13 protein-coding genes and 1 tRNA gene are annotated in these 17,285 nt (G+C 27.2%); 6 read left to right on the top strand and 8 right to left on the bottom strand.

What is annotated here, in order from left to right:
• Window positions 1-3 precede the first annotated feature (3 nt).
• On the bottom strand, window positions 4-363 hold the full coding sequence (gene rbfA / locus AC07UM_RS21195) for a 30S ribosome-binding factor RbfA (RefSeq protein ID WP_103234718.1): 360 nt from the start codon (window positions 361-363) through the stop codon (window positions 4-6).
• A 93-nt stretch (window positions 364-456) separates the two neighbouring features.
• Between rbfA and mce the strand changes: the two genes are divergently transcribed.
• Both mce and AC07UM_RS21185 read left to right on the top strand, forming a co-directional pair.
• Window positions 457-855: a methylmalonyl-CoA epimerase gene (gene mce / locus AC07UM_RS21190; protein ID WP_126653567.1), complete on the top strand. Its 399-nt coding sequence runs from the start codon at window positions 457-459 to the stop codon at window positions 853-855.
• A gap of 62 nt (window positions 856-917) precedes the next feature.
• Window positions 918-991: transfer RNA gene (locus tag AC07UM_RS21185), tRNA-Ile, on the top strand.
• Between the two features lie 106 nt (window positions 992-1,097).
• On the opposite strand, the gene AC07UM_RS21180 is transcribed toward AC07UM_RS21185, so the two are convergent.
• On the bottom strand, window positions 1,098-1,697 hold the full coding sequence (locus AC07UM_RS21180; RefSeq protein WP_494684523.1) for an antirestriction protein ArdA: 600 nt from the start codon (window positions 1,695-1,697) through the stop codon (window positions 1,098-1,100).
• Window positions 1,698-2,253: 556 nt separating this feature from the next.
• On the opposite strand from AC07UM_RS21180, the gene AC07UM_RS21175 reads away from it, so the two are divergent.
• Both AC07UM_RS21175 and AC07UM_RS21170 read left to right on the top strand, forming a co-directional pair.
• Window positions 2,254-4,125: a hypothetical protein gene (locus tag AC07UM_RS21175; RefSeq protein WP_494684522.1), complete on the top strand. Its 1,872-nt coding sequence runs from the start codon at window positions 2,254-2,256 to the stop codon at window positions 4,123-4,125.
• Between the two features lie 37 nt (window positions 4,126-4,162).
• Window positions 4,163-5,161 carry a DUF4365 domain-containing protein gene (locus AC07UM_RS21170; protein WP_494684521.1) on the top strand — a complete coding sequence of 333 codons (999 nt, stop codon included), beginning with the start codon at window positions 4,163-4,165 and terminating at the stop codon, window positions 5,159-5,161.
• 89 nt (window positions 5,162-5,250) lie between these two features.
• On the opposite strand, the gene AC07UM_RS21165 is transcribed toward AC07UM_RS21170, so the two are convergent.
• The 6 genes from AC07UM_RS21165 to AC07UM_RS21140 form a co-directional block, all read right to left on the bottom strand.
• Entirely contained in the window at window positions 5,251-5,580 is a 330-nt protein-coding gene (locus AC07UM_RS21165; protein ID WP_454046829.1) for a hypothetical protein, read from the bottom strand.
• A 12-nt stretch (window positions 5,581-5,592) separates the two neighbouring features.
• Window positions 5,593-5,943, bottom strand: coding sequence for a hypothetical protein (locus tag AC07UM_RS21160; RefSeq protein WP_454046828.1), 351 nt, complete (start codon window positions 5,941-5,943; stop codon window positions 5,593-5,595).
• Between the two features lie 279 nt (window positions 5,944-6,222).
• Complete coding sequence (locus AC07UM_RS21155; protein ID WP_494684520.1) at window positions 6,223-8,172, bottom strand: UvrD-helicase domain-containing protein; 1,950 nt, start codon at window positions 8,170-8,172, stop codon at window positions 6,223-6,225.
• Window positions 8,154-10,310 (bottom strand): ATP-dependent nuclease, encoded by a 2,157-nt coding sequence (locus AC07UM_RS21150; protein WP_494684519.1) that lies wholly within the window; start codon window positions 10,308-10,310, stop codon window positions 8,154-8,156. The genes AC07UM_RS21155 and AC07UM_RS21150 overlap by 19 nt, the downstream gene beginning before the upstream one ends.
• A 95-nt stretch (window positions 10,311-10,405) precedes the next feature.
• Complete coding sequence (locus tag AC07UM_RS21145; RefSeq protein ID WP_034736921.1) at window positions 10,406-10,750, bottom strand: hypothetical protein; 345 nt, start codon at window positions 10,748-10,750, stop codon at window positions 10,406-10,408.
• 13 nt (window positions 10,751-10,763) lie between these two features.
• Window positions 10,764-11,057: a hypothetical protein gene (locus tag AC07UM_RS21140; protein ID WP_494684518.1), complete on the bottom strand. Its 294-nt coding sequence runs from the start codon at window positions 11,055-11,057 to the stop codon at window positions 10,764-10,766.
• A 290-nt stretch (window positions 11,058-11,347) separates the two neighbouring features.
• Between AC07UM_RS21140 and AC07UM_RS21135 the strand changes: the two genes are divergently transcribed.
• Window positions 11,348-13,261, top strand: coding sequence for an ATP-binding protein (locus AC07UM_RS21135; RefSeq protein WP_494684517.1), 1,914 nt, complete (start codon window positions 11,348-11,350; stop codon window positions 13,259-13,261).
• A gap of 71 nt (window positions 13,262-13,332) precedes the next feature.
• Window positions 13,333-17,187: an nSTAND3 domain-containing NTPase gene (locus AC07UM_RS21130; protein WP_494684516.1), complete on the top strand. Its 3,855-nt coding sequence runs from the start codon at window positions 13,333-13,335 to the stop codon at window positions 17,185-17,187.
• Window positions 17,188-17,285: the final 98 nt, after the last annotated feature.

The following is a 17,285-nucleotide window of genomic DNA, read 5'->3' as shown; positions in this document are numbered from 1 at the left end:
GATCTATAAAACAGGATTGTCGCCTTCGCCTCTTAATTCTCTTTCCAGTTTTTCAACATCATCAAGAGCTGTATCCAGATAAAAGTTAAGCTGTGGAATAATACGTACCTGTTTTGCCATTTTCTGGCCAATGAAGTTTCTGTATTGAGGTTTGTTTTCTTCAATCTCCTTCATCACAGCGCTACGGAACTCCTGAGGGAAAATGCTTAAATAAATTTTAGCAATTCCTAAGTCAGCAGTTACTTTTACATCTGAAACAGATACCAATATGCTCTGTTTGCTGTCTGAAGCCTGTTTGCGGAAAAGTTCTGCGAAGTCTTCCTGAATGATCTGTGCTACTTTTCTTTGTCTGTTACTTTCCATAATTTCTGCAAATTTAGTACTTTTGTTTGAATTGATACTTTGAAATTCAACTGCAGTATCAAATTTACGATTTAATTATATTTATTAGTATTTATGAAGCTAGAACATATTGGTATTGCCGTAAAGTCTTTAGGCGTTTCTGATGAACTTTTTGCCAAGCTATTAGGAAAAGAATCCTATAAAAAAGAATCCGTAGAAAGAGAAGGCGTGGTAACGTCTTTCTATGAAACCGGAGAAAGTAAAATTGAGCTGTTGGAAGCCAGTAATCCTGAAAGTCCGATCTCAAAATTTATCGATAAAAAGGGCGAAGGCATCCATCATCTGGCATTTGGGGTTGAAAATATCCTGGAAGAAGTGAAAAGATTGAAAAAAGAAGGATTTCAGTTTATCTCCGAAGAACCGAAAGAAGGTGCTGATAACAAATTAGTTGTCTTCCTGCACCCGAAATCTACAAACGGTGTGCTGGTAGAACTTTGCCAAGAAAAGCAATAAAAAATTTTGTAGTAAAAGAAATTTTGCTATTTTTGCAAACACAAAATTTAACCAAGTTTTGAGGTCCTATAGCTCAGTTGGTTAGAGCACCTGACTCATAATCAGGTGGTCCCTGGTTCGAGCCCAGGTGGGACCACTTTTTAAATCAAGCACTTACAGAAATGTAGGTGCTTTTGTTTTGTAATGGGTCAAGGTATAGGTCAAGTTTAAAAGTAAACACAAGTAAACTGAATAATCTTTATTTAACTTCGGAAATAATGTCTGTTACTTTCAAAATAATCACACATTATATTTCTTGCTGTACTTTCCCAATCAATATAAATATAGTTGGGCAAACTTTCAGGAATACTTTCTTCTAAAATATACTGTGCAAATGTTTCATCGTCTGAATATTCACCAATATAATAATTTATTACACCATCATAAACACTTTGAAAATCCATTTTTCCAATACAATTTACATAAGCCTCAAAAATTTCAAGTTCATAGTTAGAATCATTTATTTGCTCTGCTATTTCAAATATTTCATTGGATAAATGACTTTCTGCAATTAATCCTAGCTTTTCAAAAAAAGAACAGTTTTCATAATCTTGAAACATAAATTCTGGATCGTGTTCGTCTTGGTGAAGTTCTTTCATTGCTTCTAATAGCTTGTCATAGTCTAAATAATCCGAAAGATTGAGCCATTTTCCGTAAAGGTTTCTGTTGTTGTACTTCTGATATGTTCCTACATAGATACTGCAAGAATCAAGACAAATTTTTAAATTTGTCATGTTGATAAGTTTTAAGTTGGTTTTAAAATTTATTGACTTGCCTAGCAGTACGCCAATACTTCTAGGCATTTTTTATATATATTGTGAAAATCTATGTAGAAAAAAGAACCTGAAATAGTTCTTTGCCATACTAATAAAGTCAATATTCATGCCAACTGACAGAGATTTTAATCTAAAAATTAAAGTTTTTAAAATATTTTTAAGTACAAACCGCAAAAAACAAAAACTGTCAAAAAAAGATCAATAAGACATATAGTTTGAAGAGTATAGCCAGTAGAAAATGTAAGTGGAAAATAAAAACAGATCTACAAAAACCAAATAAAGTAAAACTTACTTTTGAAAAAATGTTGACAGTTTGGGTAGGGGATAGAAAAAAGACCTCGCCTAAGGGTATACCTTTACATTCAGTGGGGAATATCCCTACACTCAAATATTTTATTGGTGTTAAATTGAGGTAAATTCTACTATAAAGGATTGCTTCATTTTTTTTTATGAATTCTAGGATATATTTTGTTGCCTTTCCTTTGACCCTTGTATTTTTAAATAGCAAAATTTATCTTTTCTAGCTACATTCTTTTGAAGAAAAATTGTATTTTGAAATTTAATTATTTTAAATATAAATTACATGACACATCTAGATGGGATTATCAAATTCTATTTACAAAATGAAACTAATAATTCACTGTTAATAACGGGAGATTGGGGAGTTGGTAAAACGTATTATTACAAAAATATTTTAGAAAAAGAAATTGAGACTTTTCCCACTTATTTTGATAATAAAAAGAAATATAAATCTATAGTTGTATCATTGTTTGGTATTTCATCAATTGACGAAATACAATCACAAATACTTCTCTCGTTATATCCTATTTTAGGAAATAAAAAAGTAAAGATAAGTGCTGCAATTGCTAAAATATTCATTAAAGGAATATTGAAATTTAAAAATATAGATCAATATTATGACATTGTTTCAGAGATAGGTATTGATAAAAAAGACCTTATTAATTTTAATGGTTTAGTTATTTGTTTTGATGACTTGGAAAGAATGGATCCAGACTTTAATATTGAAATTCTAATTGGATTTATAAATTCTCTAACAGAGGGCAACAATGCTAAAATAATAGTTATTGCTAATAGTGGTAAATTGGAAAAAGAAAAGTTTGATAAATTGAAAGAAAAAGTTATAGGAAATACAGTTCAATTTAATCCTGATATAAAGTCTGTTTACGATAATATTATTAAAACCAAATTCAGTGGAGACATGTTCTATACAGATTTTTTGAAAAGAGAAGAAAAATTCTTTTTGGAGGTATTTGAAACCAATTCTAATAATCTCCGAACCCTCAATTTTATCCTACTTTATTTCAAACAAGTTTTTTATTTAATAGAACTCATCTCTAATCAACATAAATTTTTGAAGCAGAATAAAAATAGTATATTGAAAAAGGCTCTCAGATTTATTATTAGTGTTTCTATTGAATATAGAAATGGTGATTTATCCAGTGATAATAAACAAGATGTTAGTGATTCAAAAAATAGTTTAACTGCCATTGCTATAAGGAAATTAAGTCTAAAAAGAGCTATACAAAATAGTAATAACAAAGCGCAAGAATATAAACAAACATATACAGAAATTTTTCTTGAAAAATATTATAAAGACACAGAATATCATTTTTTTGAATCTATTTATAATTTTATTATTGGAAAGAAAATTTTTGAAAGCGAGGATTTCTTGGAGGATTTAAAAACAATATATAATATTGAAGATCAAAATATTCCCGAACACTATTTAGTTTTCAATAAGTTGAGCCCTTCTAATATTTTTGATTTAAATGATAAAGAATATAGACAATTGACAAAGCAATTATTAATATATACAGATCAGGGAGTTTACAAACTTGGTGATTATTCAACTATCTTTTACTATTTAGCAAGATTTGATAATCCTTTAAAATTTAAATCTTTAGAAACCTTAGAAAAAAGAGTTATAATGGGGATAAAGAAGGGGATAAATAATTATGTATTTATTCCTCACCTTGAGATGTTTCTTAAAGTTGACAAAAAATCTGAATTCTTTAAAAACTTTACAGCAATTAAAAATGCTTGTCTTGAAATTAATGAAAAAATAAGATTAAAAAATATTCTTCTTGAAGCTGAGAATCTTGAAAATCTATATTATACTGATTTTAAACTTTTTGACCATAAACTTACTAACAAAGATAGCGCTTGGTCATCATCATCCATCCTAAACCATTTTAATGTTCAAAAATTTTATAACTTCTTTATTAATGCAAATAATTTGACTAAATGGGAAATTGTTAAATTGATTCAATATCGATATTCATCAAATTCCTTTGGAAGTTTTATTGAAGAAATTTCATTTTTAAAGCAATTACAAATAAGGATTCAAAAAAAAGTAAAAAATATTTCTAAAAATGGGTTAGATTATTTCGTTTATACTGAATTTAATAAGTTACTTTTAAGCTTAACGCAATAAATTGACTTTATATTTCTACAATTAATCTTATAAATAAATGGCAAGAAAAAAGCAACGAGTGCTACAGCATATAATGGAAGACGAATCCTATCAAATTATTAAAGCTCTTATTCCAAAGGAGAATGTTATTAGAGAATTTAACAGACCTGATTATGGAATTGATTTAGTAATTGAGCTTTTTGATAAAATAGAAGAAAATATATACGAGACACTTGGTGAATTTATTTTTGTACAGGTAAAATCAATAAAAAGAGCAGAAATTAAACGAGATAAAATTTTTCCTGTTGGTAACGTGGCAAAAGGAAAATGGAATGAAGATAAATCAAAATATATTGAGCTTGATGTCATAAAATACAGTATGGATACCAATTCTATATATACAATTCAAACTTTAGGAGGGAGTGTATCTGTATTACTATTTTTAGTTGATATTTTTAATCAAGATACTTACTTCTTATGCCTTAATGATTATATTGATAAAATTATTCTTCCTCGAAATCCCAATTATGGTGAACAAGAATATTACACAATAAAAATACCCATATTAAATAATTTGAAGGATAAACTTGTTAGCAATAATGCATTTAAGTTTTATGGAAAACGAGCAAAACTCCTTTCAGCATTTTCTAAATTTTCTTACCAAAAAAATGAGATTTCTCATTTGTTAAAAATTAAAGATTTTCCAGTAATAACAATGAGAGATGAATTAGAAAAAGATAAAGAAATTTCAGATATTGAACTTTACCAACAAGCACTATTTTTTATAGACCAGATTGATAAATTAGATATTTGGAATCATAATGAATGGGAAATCTTACCTGTAATGAAAAATAATTTAGATGAATTAAGGATGTTTTTGGAGCAGGATATATTCGATGCGAAGGAAGCTAGAGAAAAAATACTTGTTATGTGGCATCAATTATCGAATTTAGGAACAATATATGAAGATTTATCTAGAGAATGGTATTTACCAAAATTTATAAGTTTATTATCATCATATCCCGAAGAACCTACCATTAAAAAAAGTAAAAAATAAAATAGCTTAATCAATTTAATAACATTCATGATAAAAGAGTGATAACCGAATTACCTATCAGTAATTTATCATCACTCTTTAGATTTAGTTTATATTTTTTTATAGCCTTCAACAAACTCTATATAATTTTTAGAAGTATGAATTAAATGAAAATACCTTTGGACAAATCTATTCTTATCCTTTATATAGTCACTATAACTAATTATTTCGTCCACCAATCCTGTGAGAGCCAATATAAATAATATGGGAAAAGCTGGAATAAGTAGAATACACCACCAGTACTTTTTCAAAATTGCTGTTGAAGGATTTTCGGGGATTGGTGGAAGGCTTCTTTTTAATTGCACATATTCATTCTCCGAAACTGGACTGTAGGGTTTTGTAAAATAATACCTGTATTGTTTAACTTTATGAATTGCCATAATTATATTATTTTACTTAGAAACTGTATCAAAAGGATTCTCTCCTGCACCCATAAAAACTGTCCCCATACGTTTATACTTCATTGGCTTGCCTGCTACGCATACCGAATACATTCCGTTTCCTTTCTGTTCTGAAATTCTTAAAAAGATTACATCTTTCTCGGTACAGTCATTTTCAACAGCAATATGCTTTCTTAAATCTTCAATGGTAGCATCAGCACGTTTTAACCATGATTGGATTTTTTTGTCAGGCTGAGGTTCTTGATAATTTTTAGGAAGATCACACTTGTTGTCCTTTTCTGTCTGTTGGGCAAATGCAATTGCTGAAACTGTTATCAATAATGCTGATAAAAACTTTTTCATATAATTTAATTTTTGAATTTATGATTAGCTTCTCGGTAAACAGCTTTTCTGAAAAATAGAAAAGCAAGTGGTTCTCACTTGCTCTAGTTCTGAAGGCTCGGCAAAGCCTATGTTACATAGAAACAGGATAAGCCACTTGCCATATGACAAGTGTGCTGAACTGTTTGCATTTTGTAACATTTTAGAATTTTGCCGATTCACAGAACAAAAGCAAAAGTTTTTACACTTTTATTTTCCGATAAAATTTGAATTACAAATATATAAATTTTGATTCAATCTTTAGAAGTCATCAATATTTATGGTATTTTCTTCACCAAACCAAGCTATTGCAGTGTTTATAACAGATGGTTGCGGATTATGATAGAAAACAGCTAGTTTTTCTTTAGAACGAGTACAGCATACATAAAATATTTTTTCCGTTCTTTCTTTTATTTTAGGATAACTTGACAATTTTGATTTTGTTTTTGATTTTCCTTCAACTAAAGATTTATACACTGTACCATCATCAAAAACATATTCAAAATTATAATTATTCCAACCTCCTCTATCTAATATAACAAGGACTTTTTCAAATTCTCTTCCTTTTGTTTTATGTTGGGTTGAGAACGGAGTAAACCCTTCTAAATAATTATATAAATTAATAAATTCAGAATATTTAACCTTAGAAATTCTATTATAAACATATCGCTTATTTTGTATAAACTCATAGAGTTTATCGTCAGCATAAACCAATTTATATTCATCTGCTTTTTCAATTACATCACCAATCGTTTTTTCATCAGTTTTTGAAAGAGCTTCTATATGATCTTGTAATATTTTCTTGTCTTCAATTGAATTAATCTTATAATCTGTAATTTTCAAAAATTCATTATATCTCTTTTCATTGTATAGCCTTATACAATTTTGGATTTTAAATAAATGTTTTAATAAGTTATCTCTTTTTGTTCCTTTCTTGATTAAGTCTTTTTCATTTTGTTTTTTATCGTCCGTAAGAATATCACTATTTAAGTAAATTTTTCTAAACAAATTAAACTTATATGATTTAGCTTCGTTAAATAGATCAATATTTGCATTAATGAAGTCAGACATTTTACCACCATTAGGAACTTGCCCAGATTTTTCTATTGCATCTCCAAAAGTATCATTTTCATCTATTTGAATTTGTGGGTTATTTTTTAATAAGACATCAACAAGATATTTATATTCTAATATTTGGTCATTGTTATAAATGTCCATTAAGGATCCAAATTGAGATTCTTTTGCGATGAGATTATGAGTTAGATTTAACTCTTTACACTTTAAATTCCCTTCTTTATCTTTCTCATTAAAATCCCATTCTAAATATTTTCTAACTTTATCCAAATTATTTTCCGCAGAATATAAAAATCTAATTTCCCCTTCCTTAATTGTACCATCTTTATTCATATTTGGGGGAATAGGGTTTGTTTTTTCCAATTGCGGTAATTGCTCTAGACCATCATTTCTTATTTTATTAGCTAAATTAATTACATTCAGTGGACTTCTTCTGTTTTCTAGCTTCTTAACTTCTTGAACCAAACCACCCGCATTTTCTTTATACTTATTTAAATCTCCGATACCATCTTCATAAATAGATTGCATTGCATCTCCGAAAAAACCTATTATATTCTTTTTTGAACCCTTTCTGAAATGATCTAGAAAAATCCTTATCACTAATTCACTAGTATCCTGATACTCATCAATCAATATAAAATTAAATTTGTCTTTGATTATATCACATAATTTTTCATAGTTTTCAAATAAATATTCAGCAATTACTAATAATTCATCATGTGAAATTATTCCTTTAGATAAATTTAGATTTTCCATATATCTAATACCTTCGGAAAACATTTCTAAACTAGGGTTTTCTATATTTATTTTTTTCTGCAAGGAATTATTAGCTAGGGTAACTATTGCATGTTTTAATTCGTTTTGAAAATTTTTTATACAATCCCATAAAAAATCATGAATGGTTAAAACCTGTAAATTTTTATGATTTATACGCTCTTCAATTTCTTTAACAGCAGAATTTGTATATGTAATACAGGCAATCTTATGATTTGGAAACTTATCAATTATTCCAATTATACACTGTACTAATGTATATGTTTTTCCACTTCCAGCTCCACCACTTAATAAAAAATTATCGCCTTTTTCTATGTGATCAAAAATCTGATCTATTTCACTTTTTAATTCTCTTTCAACCATAACAAACCTTCTTTTATATATTCAGGAATTTCCCAATTAGAATAATCATCATTACTATGATATAAGATGTCTAAGGCAAAATGGGGTTTCTTATTAATACATTCATTTGCTAAATCATAAGAATCTTTATTTTCATTATCAAAATGTCTAGGATTTTTAATTCCTTTAAAGCTATCTATTTTACTAATAACTAAATTCTTATTTTGTGGTATAGCTAAAAAAGAATCTTCAAAGCTTCTTGCGGTATATCCATCATAATCAGTTTGATAAGTAATACATACAGTTCCATTTTCATTTGGAACCCATTTATCATCTGTTTTAATCAAACATTTATCTTTTAATGTCAGAGATTTTAATTCTTCAAGAGTTTTGTTATTTAAGAAAAATTTAAGTGCTGGATTTGCATAACTATCTCCAATTGCGACACGACAAGCTTCACCTTTTGTGATTTCTTTATCATTTTTATTTAGTTTTTTAACTTTACGAGTACTATCTAAGTCAGTAACAATAAGTGTTTTAACGCCTATAAAATCTATAAAAAGTTCAAATATTTCAGAATAAGCTCCAACTTCGATAATTGAGATATTTTGAGATAGTAATGGGATTTTTTTCTCTTCTTTATCAGAGTGAGATAACTGAATATCTATTTTCTTCATTATTGTTGGTAGAAGTATACGCTCTGTATCTCCCTCTATTAAAATAGCCTTGTCAGCAAAAAAAATTTCTGCCCTACTTATAGTAAGATATTGTTTAAGAAATTGATATTGCTTTCCCGTTTCATCATATAGATTTTTTAAATCCTTTAAATTTTTAGAAGTTATAGTATCTGTCTTTTTTAAATATTTAATTTCATCAAAATCACTATCTGCAACAATATGAGAAGAATGTGTAGAAATTATTGTCTGTAAACTACGGCAAATCTCAAATTCTGTATTATCAACATTTTTAATTGTTTTTGATATTTTATCTCCCACGATTGTTCTAATATTTTTTATAAAAACATATTGCATTTGTGGGTGAGTATGTGCTTCTGGTTCTTCTATAAACAATAAATTAATATCTGCGGGAGCTTCTAATAAAGACCTTTGAAACTCATATTTTTTTATTTCAATTTCAAAGATCATGCTTATAAGATTTAGGTATCCCAAACCATTATAGTGTTCTGGTAAATCCGACAGTTCATGTTTATAGTAAACGGTCGTATTACCTTTTAAAAGTTCTCTAGACTGTAATGTGGAAAGTACGCTTAATACTGATTCATTTTCACGTATTCCACCTAGACTTTTTATTTTTTCAATTATGTCTTCAAAAAAAACTTTGTAAATTTTTGATAATTCTTCATCAGTATTAATTATAGTATCATGAAAATCGTCTATTTTCTTAGCTTCATTTTCATCATTTTCTTTTCTTTCGTATATCTTTGAAGTTTGTAATGATAATGTCTTATCTGTTTCTTTGTTAGTAACATCTCTTCTAGCTGAAATGTATTTAAAACTAATGAAATCAGATATTTTCAAGTCTTCAATTAATATATAGTTATCCTCAATTATTTTTTGTGAAGTCTTGTCATAGAAAATTGATTTTTTCCTAGTTTCAAAATATTTTTGATAATGTAATTTGAAAAATTCTGAAAATCCTTTTACATTATATTTTTTAGGTGGCTCACAGGCTTCTGCTTCAGCTTTTTTAACATTTTCACGATGTCTATATTGTGCTAAATCTTTCCTGATTCCTAAATAATTTTTATAACTTAAATAATAATCAAATCCTAATACAATATTGTTATTTTCGGGATCAAGATCTAACATTAATTTTTGAATATTGATGAAACTATCAGTATTATTATACAATACTAATATTCTTAATGAAATACCATTGTAGCATTTCAGATACTCTTCTTCAGAAAGCTCTGTAGGATCTTCAATAAGAATTTGCAATTGTTGTTTAAAGGACAAATTAAAGTCTTCAATTGAAAAATTATTCTTATCACTTTGATTTAAAAATTTATCCAGAACTGTAAGAATAGAAGTTTTACCCGAGTTATTTTTTCCTATAACCAACGAAATTTCATCTTCTAAATCAATTTGAAAATCAGAGAGTATTCTAAAGTTTTTAATAAAAAGTTTTTTTATATTCATGGTTATTAATATTTTAAACTTTTAAATTTTAGGAAGAATTTGAAATTCAATATTGGTTATGCTTATATTTTTATTTTTTTTCATTTCAGTATTTTTTAATTTTTTCGATTTGGAGTTATAATTATTTTATAATTTCCAATTTTTCTATTATTCGAGTGACAACCTTTTATAAGAAGGTATTTATCATTTTCATATACCATTTCATCAAATTTTGCCTTAAACACAGTTGGATACAAATCTGTATTAAGTGTACTTTCAATAAAAGTTACTACAACCCAATTAAATGTATCTGCAAAAGATATTATGACCTTCGTTTTAATATCTATACTATTTAAATATGTATTTATTGATATATCAGCGTTAAAAATTTCATGTTCTTCTAAGTTTTGTTCGCTAAGAAATTTATTAATTTCATCTATACTAGAATAAGGGTGCTTCATAATTCTGTTAAAATTAAATTTTACTTAATTCATATTTAATTCTATAGAGAAGATTATTTTTAAAAATTAAATCTAAAAGTTCACCTGATACGATTGTAGTTTCTTTAGATTTTGCAAGGTCAAAAATATTTTTAATTTTGGGATCACTCATATTATCAATATTTATAGCAATCAAATAATTAATTTCATCTAATTGTTTATCAAGATAGTTATCTAAACTTACTTTATCCAACATCTCAATTTCATTTTCTTTTTCGTAATTAAGCGATATTAATTGCTTCTTTAATTCTTCTAATGTGTAATTCATGGATTTTATAATTTTTTATTTCGATTATTATACTTCAAATAATCACTAAATTAAATAAATATCATTACAAATCAATTTCTAAATATGAGATACTTATATTTATGTCCTAACTTAGATGAAGTAATATGGATTTATCTTTAAGTATTTGCAATATTTTGATATTCAAATAAGGCACATTTACTGAAGCTGAATAATTAATTTTGTAGATATTTATATAAAAATATTAGTTTTATATACTAAATCTATGATCAACGTCTAATATTACTATTTAAACTAATAACTAATACACAATGAAAAAACATGATTTTGTACAAGGTTCTTTATTTGAAGAAGATTTTTTATTGAGAACATTAGGCAATTTAGGATCTCAACCTGACATTGCTTTAACTGAACTAGTTGCAAATGCGTGGGATGCAGGAGCAACTGAAGTCGATATTTTCTTGCCAGATGAGTATGGGCAGCCACTAATCATAAAAGATAATGGTACTGGATTAACTGCTGATGAATTCAAAGCTCGTTGGATGAAACTTGGGTACAACAGATTGAAAAATCAAGGAAAAAAAGTTGAATTTGCAAAGGGTATAGATCTAAAAAGGATTGCATATGGTCGAAACGGTGTTGGAAGACATGGATTACTATGTTTTAATGATGAATATAAAATAATCACTAATAAAGATGGCAAGGAATCGACATTTACTATTACTACAAAAGATGATACAGAGCCATTTATAATAAAAAAGGAACAATTTGCAAAATCAAGATATCCTGGGACAAAATTGGAAGTAATTGTTAAAAAAAATATTCCCAAATCTTCTGAAATAAATAATATTATTTCCGCTAGATTTTTACATGATCCTAATTTTAAAATTTCTATAAATAAAAAAATAATTAATTTAGAAAATCATTCGGGCGTAGTTAAAACAATTCCAATTGAAATAGAGAAATGTAGTTTCATTATAAGTTTAATAGATACTAAAAAATCAAGAAAAAACACGCTTTATCAAGGTGTGGCAATTTGGCAATCGGGTAGATTAATTGGTGAACCGTCATGGGCGTTGGGAACAAATATTATTTTAGATGGGAGAACGCAGGAAGCAAAAAAATATTCTGTTATTATTCAAACAAATGATCTCGAAAGTTATATTAGAGAAGATTGGTCTGGCTTCAAAAAAAGTAGAGACTTAGATTTTATTTTTGAAAAACTGTCGGAAGAAATAGGAATTATTTTTAACGAAATTGCAATAGAAAATGTTGAAGAAACAAAGAAAATTGTTAAGCAAAACTATAATAAAGATTATGCATCTCTTACACCATTGGCAAAATATGAATTTAATGAAGCATTAGATCATATTACTAAAACAAACCCAACTGCTAAGCAAGAATCAATTAATCTTGCAATGGAAACATTGATTAATTTAGAGAATACAAGGAATGGTTCTGAATTGCTTCAAAAGATCTCTACACTTACAAGCGAAGATATAAATGGTTTGAATAAGCTTCTGGATAATTGGTCAATAAAAGATGCTTTAATTGTTTTAGATGAAATTGATAAAAGAATTTCTGTTATAGAATCCATAAGAAAATTATCATCCGACAAGACAGTTGATGAGCTTCATGTTTTACATCCACTAATTGCTAGTGCGAGATGGATATTTGGTCCTGAATACGACTCTCCAGAATATTCCTACAATAATCAATTACATACTACAGTACAGAAAGTTTTTGGAAAGAAAATCGATAAGGATAATTTCAACAATAACAAAAAAAGACCAGATATCGTTGTAATGGGAGATTCCACCTTTTCAATAAATTGTATTAATGATTATGATACTGAAACAAGTATTTCAAATATCAAAAAAGTTTTAATTATAGAATTAAAAAGAGGAGGCTATAAACTCGGCAGAGAAGAAAAAAATCAAGCAGTAGGTTACGTAGAAGATTTTATGAACTGTGGAACTCTACTTGGAAATCCTTACATAAATGCATTTTTAGTTGGCGAATCATTTTCAGAAAAGATACAACCTAATCATACCGTTTCAAACTCTAATAATGTTGAAATGGGTAAAGTTCAAATTTGTTTATTTTCTCAAATTGTAGACTCTTCTGAAAAAAGATTATTTAACCTCAGAGATAAACTTTCTGAACGATACTCAGAGTTTACAGAACAAGATATATTAAGTACTCAGAAAAAAATTGTAATCTAATTTTTATTTATCAATAAAATATTCTACAATTAATTTTATAATTATAACAAAACATAAGCTAATAACCTGAAATGAGTATACAATTATCTGGACCAAAAGGTTATGAATATCAATACCGAGTTACAGTATTAAATGCATTATTTCTGAGAAATAATTCTACAAAGATGTATGTAGAAAAAATAGGGAGTGAAGATGCTTTAATAGAAATTGAAAATGAAGATTCTACTAAGCAGTTTATTGAAATACAAGTCAAAAGAGAGGAGGGAATTTTAGGAATACCTCAATTAATAAAGTGGCTGTGCCATTTTGAGGAACGTACAAGCAATAATAATCTATTACAGAAGCTTATAGATAATGAAAATACTAAAGTTATATTTGTAACTCGTTCAAGATGTAGTGATTCTATTGTATTTTTAAAAAAAGACTATAACAAAATAAATGATTCCGCTGCTGTTCTTACTTCTAAAGAATTATCAAGTTTTTTTTTGAAGGAACTTAAAAAAATAAAAATAGGAGATACTGACCTTAATAAAAAAAGAGAGCAATTTTGTTATAACCAAGCATTGAAGCTTAACCATAAAATGGTTAAAGATTTATTGGGAAGATGTATAATTGTAGAAGAATTCACTGATGAAAAGGTCGACACGGCAGTTTTACAATATTTAAATAGCAAATGCCAAATTGCGCAATCAAAAACTGAAGAAATTTATCTGAAATTGATACAGGTTGTATTAGGTGGAAGAGATGAAGGATTTGATATTAGTAAAAGGATAAAAGAACTTTTAGAATTAAATAAGATAGGAAATCCATTTGTTGATCCATTATATAAAACCCGAAATGAAGAGAAAAGTTTATTACTAAAACTTGAAAAAGATTATGTCTTATTATTGACAGGTACTTCATTGTGTGGTAAGACTGAGTTGGCAAAAAAAATATCTGAGAGTTTTGTCTTGAAGGGCTATAATTATTTTATTCACGATGAAATTTATAATATCAAAAAATTTCTACAAACCAATATTTTAGATAATAAAATAGTAATTCTATCAGACCCTTTTGGTCATGTTGAACTCAAAGATAAATTTACGGAAATATTAAAAAGTATTAAGGAGTTATTAGATACTAAAGAAAAGCATCATTTATTAATAATAACAAGTCGTATAGAACTTTTGTTTGATGTGAATAATACCAAAACGATAGAAGAATGTTCAATTGGGAAAATGCAGTGGTTTGATTTAACTCTTCATGATATAGAAACTTTGCTTCCTTTTTGGGAGTTTATATCAAAGGAGAATTCATTGACAAAAAATATTTTTGAAACAGTTGAAAAAGGTATAATAGAATCACAAAATGAAAGCCAGCTTCAAATTGGACAGCTTAGATATTTAGCAAGTGAGGATATAGAAAAATTAGAGGGTAAAAATTTTAGTGAACTAGTACATATTGCTAAAAGTAATTCTAGAGAGATTGCCAATCAACTGGAAACATCAAATCTATCTTCAGCACAATTGTTATCAATACTATCTGTATCATCCTCTTCAGTTTATGGAGTTGATTTCAAAGATTTAGCATATATCTATTCTTCAGATACTGAATTGCCTTCAAGCTTAGGAGAAGATGTATATATTCACTCCCTAGACGAAAACGAATCTGATTTTCCTTCTTATTCTGAGAATTTCACTCCAAGTATACAGCTTAAAAAAGATTTAGGTTATCTAGAAAAAAGAAATTTAATTTCAATTAAAAAACAAATAGTTATCACAACCCACTCAAATTTTTTAAGTGCAGGACTAAATCTTTTTCTCGATAAAAGCACTATTTATCTTGAAGAGAAATTAGACCTATACAAAAAAAGTATTTTCTGCCTTAATGAACAAACAGCCTTTATTGCTTCAAGAAATTTATTCTTTATCTATAATCAGATTAATCCTGAATTTAGATCGCAAGTAATAGAATTAGGATTTAAAGCTTTAAATTCTATTTTTCCAGCAGTTGAAGATAATTCCCTTTTATTTTTAACAAAAATAATTGGAGACTTAAATATAGAGCAACAAGAAAAAATAATCTTTAAAATACAAAAAGGAGGAACTGATTATTATGATATTGAATGGTATAACAATCAAATACCATTTAAAACGAATGGTGGAGCTGGCATGAAAAACTTGTCCTTAAGCTTGGATAAAAGCAAAGTGTCTGAAGTCGAAAATAAATTGAAACAAAAAGAATTTCCGTCAAGCTATGAAATTTGGGGGTATATTAAAACACAAAAAGGAAAGAATACTATTGATAAAGAAATTTTTGTAATACTTCTGCAAGTAAAAGAGGCTTTTATAAGGTCTGAAATTATATACGAAATTTTTAGAAACCAAAATATTTTAGATGAAAAATTTATAGAGTTTCTTTTTAAAGATGAGCATCCTACAGTTATATTTAATTTAATAAGTGCTGTAATACAAAATTGGTTTAATTTTTCAGAAGAATTGAAAGTTATATGTAATAGCCTAATCGTTAAATCTTTAAATCGAACTGATGTGGCTATTAGAGCTTATGAAGTTATAGCAACATTTTCAATTGATTACGGGAGTGAATCAATTATTGAATGGAAAAAATTTAATCAAAAACAAATTGTAGAATTATGGAATTTGTGGGGTGTTATTTATCCGCAAATTATAAATAATATTCCCTTAAAAATTTATTTAAATGGGGCTAGGTTTAGTTCAACCATGTCTACAGCTACTAAATATATAGATATCAAAATAGGTATGGAGGTTTTGAATGCTTGGTATAAAAGAATAGATTTTCAAATTTCAAAAAATAAAATTATTGACGAATATGAAATGTCTATAATGGAAGATTTGTTGGCATTAACTAAAAATAATTCAGAAATTAGAAAGAATCTTTTTTCAAATTTAATTAATTATTATGATACTAGTTTCTTATTATCTAATTTAAAATGGGCATTAAATAATTGGGAATATATAGTTCAATTAGAAAAAGAACAAATTTTTACAATATTAGACGGTAATAGAATGGATCTACGTTGGATTAAGGCTGTTATATTAACTACAGAAAATCCACCAAAAGAGTTGACTGAAAAAATTTTAGGGAATATTGATTTATTTAATGAAGACGTAACAGTTTTTCTATCAAATGTAAACGATAGTCTGTTATGTGACTGTTTAAATGTTTTCTGCGGATTTCCACAACCTTTATGGTGGTTAGCCTTACATCATAAAAATCGTAATTTCTGGTTTGAAATTATGTATAAAATTCTCCTAAATGAAAATAATGCAGGTTTCAAAATTTGTTTAGAAAATTTTATAGGTAATGGAGTTATTGGATTTACTCAAGAATGGAAAGAATGGGAAACTTTATGGGATATTATTTGTAATAATTCTTCTGAAAAAGAATATCTATTTGAAAGACTTTTATACAATACAGCAAATGCTACTTGCAACTTGGCATCGGCTAAAAAGATGTGGACAAAATTAATTAAAACCTTTGACTCTCACGATCAATCAAATATAATTGATTGTTTAATTTTGGAGAACCTTGAGATCTTACAGCAAACTGGGCATGGAAACGAAGATATATTTAAAATTTTTGAAGAACAATTTTTGTTTAAAAGAATTATTCCGAAAATCTCCCCAGATAATGTCATTCGTCAAATTATTGATTTAATTCAAAGAGATCAGTATAACGATATGGCATTCAAATTTTTTGAAAAAATTACCGAAGAGCATAATACGAGATTTTTGGGAACACTCACATATGCAAAGAATGTTTTAGATCTTCAGAAAGAAGAAAATCAAAAAGTCATAGAAGCTATAAAAAAAATGAATAACAAGATATATGATTCAGGAAGAACACAAATGAAACAAATGGATATTTTTAATTATAAATTAGATAATTGGATAGGAATTAATTGATTTATAATTAACTTGTAGTTGTAATAAAGAAAACCTCCAATGTTGGAGGTCTTATAAATTTGAAATATTCATCATTACATGCTTTGAACAAATTTTTC

The sequence above is a fragment of the Chryseobacterium sp. GW821-FHT04C04 genome, from assembly GCF_059420365.1.
This window is presented reverse-complemented; position numbering and strand designations above follow the sequence as displayed.

Bases quoted from the DNA above. Each gene is read 5' to 3' on its own strand.
- rbfA (WP_103234718.1), bottom strand. From the start codon at position 363: ATGGAAAGTAACAGACAAAGAAAAGTAGCACAGATCATTCAGGAAGAC.
- mce (WP_126653567.1), top strand. From the start codon at position 457: ATGAAGCTAGAACATATTGGTATTGCCGTAAAGTCTTTAGGCGTTTCT.
- AC07UM_RS21180 (WP_494684523.1), bottom strand. From the start codon at position 1,697: ATGCCTAGAAGTATTGGCGTACTGCTAGGCAAGTCAATAAATTTTAAA.
- AC07UM_RS21175 (WP_494684522.1), top strand. From the start codon at position 2,254: ATGACACATCTAGATGGGATTATCAAATTCTATTTACAAAATGAAACT.
- AC07UM_RS21170 (WP_494684521.1), top strand. From the start codon at position 4,163: ATGGCAAGAAAAAAGCAACGAGTGCTACAGCATATAATGGAAGACGAA.
- AC07UM_RS21165 (WP_454046829.1), bottom strand. From the start codon at position 5,580: ATGGCAATTCATAAAGTTAAACAATACAGGTATTATTTTACAAAACCC.
- AC07UM_RS21160 (WP_454046828.1), bottom strand. From the start codon at position 5,943: ATGAAAAAGTTTTTATCAGCATTATTGATAACAGTTTCAGCAATTGCA.
- AC07UM_RS21155 (WP_494684520.1), bottom strand. From the start codon at position 8,172: ATGGTTGAAAGAGAATTAAAAAGTGAAATAGATCAGATTTTTGATCAC.
- AC07UM_RS21150 (WP_494684519.1), bottom strand. From the start codon at position 10,310: ATGAATATAAAAAAACTTTTTATTAAAAACTTTAGAATACTCTCTGAT.
- AC07UM_RS21145 (WP_034736921.1), bottom strand. From the start codon at position 10,750: ATGAAGCACCCTTATTCTAGTATAGATGAAATTAATAAATTTCTTAGC.
- AC07UM_RS21140 (WP_494684518.1), bottom strand. From the start codon at position 11,057: ATGAATTACACATTAGAAGAATTAAAGAAGCAATTAATATCGCTTAAT.
- AC07UM_RS21135 (WP_494684517.1), top strand. From the start codon at position 11,348: ATGAAAAAACATGATTTTGTACAAGGTTCTTTATTTGAAGAAGATTTT.
- AC07UM_RS21130 (WP_494684516.1), top strand. From the start codon at position 13,333: ATGAGTATACAATTATCTGGACCAAAAGGTTATGAATATCAATACCGA.